The organism is Mycobacterium sp. NGS40 (assembly GCF_059812735.1).
The window spans coordinates 1-490 of sequence record NZ_JCALDG010000123.1; the positions used below are offsets into that span (position 1 = coordinate 1).

Below are 490 nucleotides of genomic sequence, written 5' to 3' on the forward strand. Positions count from 1 at the left end.
AACTCGTCCCACGCCGCCGCGGCGGCCAGCAGCGGCCCCGATCCCGCACCGACATACATTCGACCGGAGTTGATCTCCGGCGGTAACGCCCCGAAGTCCAACATCTCATGCCCCCTCAACTGGTCGCAGCCGCGCCGGCGGCTTCACTGCTTGCGCAAGAATCCGAGCAATCGCCCCCCCGTAACGGTGTGCTGGGTCCCCCTGTAGAACGTTGTGTCGCCATAGATCTCGCGCCTGGCCGGGTATTTCTCCTCGGGGACCAGGTGGATCTCTGAGGGTGCCCCTCGTATGCGACCCGCCCAGCAGATGAAGGCTTCGCCGCACAGGAGGTGGCGTTGCCACCGGAAGGCCGCCGGTAGCGGTGTCGCTCGTTAAATCCGTTATGCGTAGCCATCTTTAGTGGTTCCGTCGGGTCGGATTAACGTCGACAGGCCGAAAATCTTCTGCCGCGCTGGGGTGTAGGCCTACCCAGTTCGCGAGGGGTCGGCGG

General features: G+C 64.5%; 1 protein-coding gene. It reads right to left on the bottom strand.

Features of this window, described 5'->3' with window-relative positions; translation table 11 throughout:
- Nucleotides 1-101: PPE domain-containing protein (locus tag AC5Y5O_RS32215; RefSeq protein WP_500028771.1), on the bottom strand; the 101-nt coding region annotated here is incomplete at its 3' end.
- Nucleotides 102-490 lie beyond the last annotated feature (389 nt).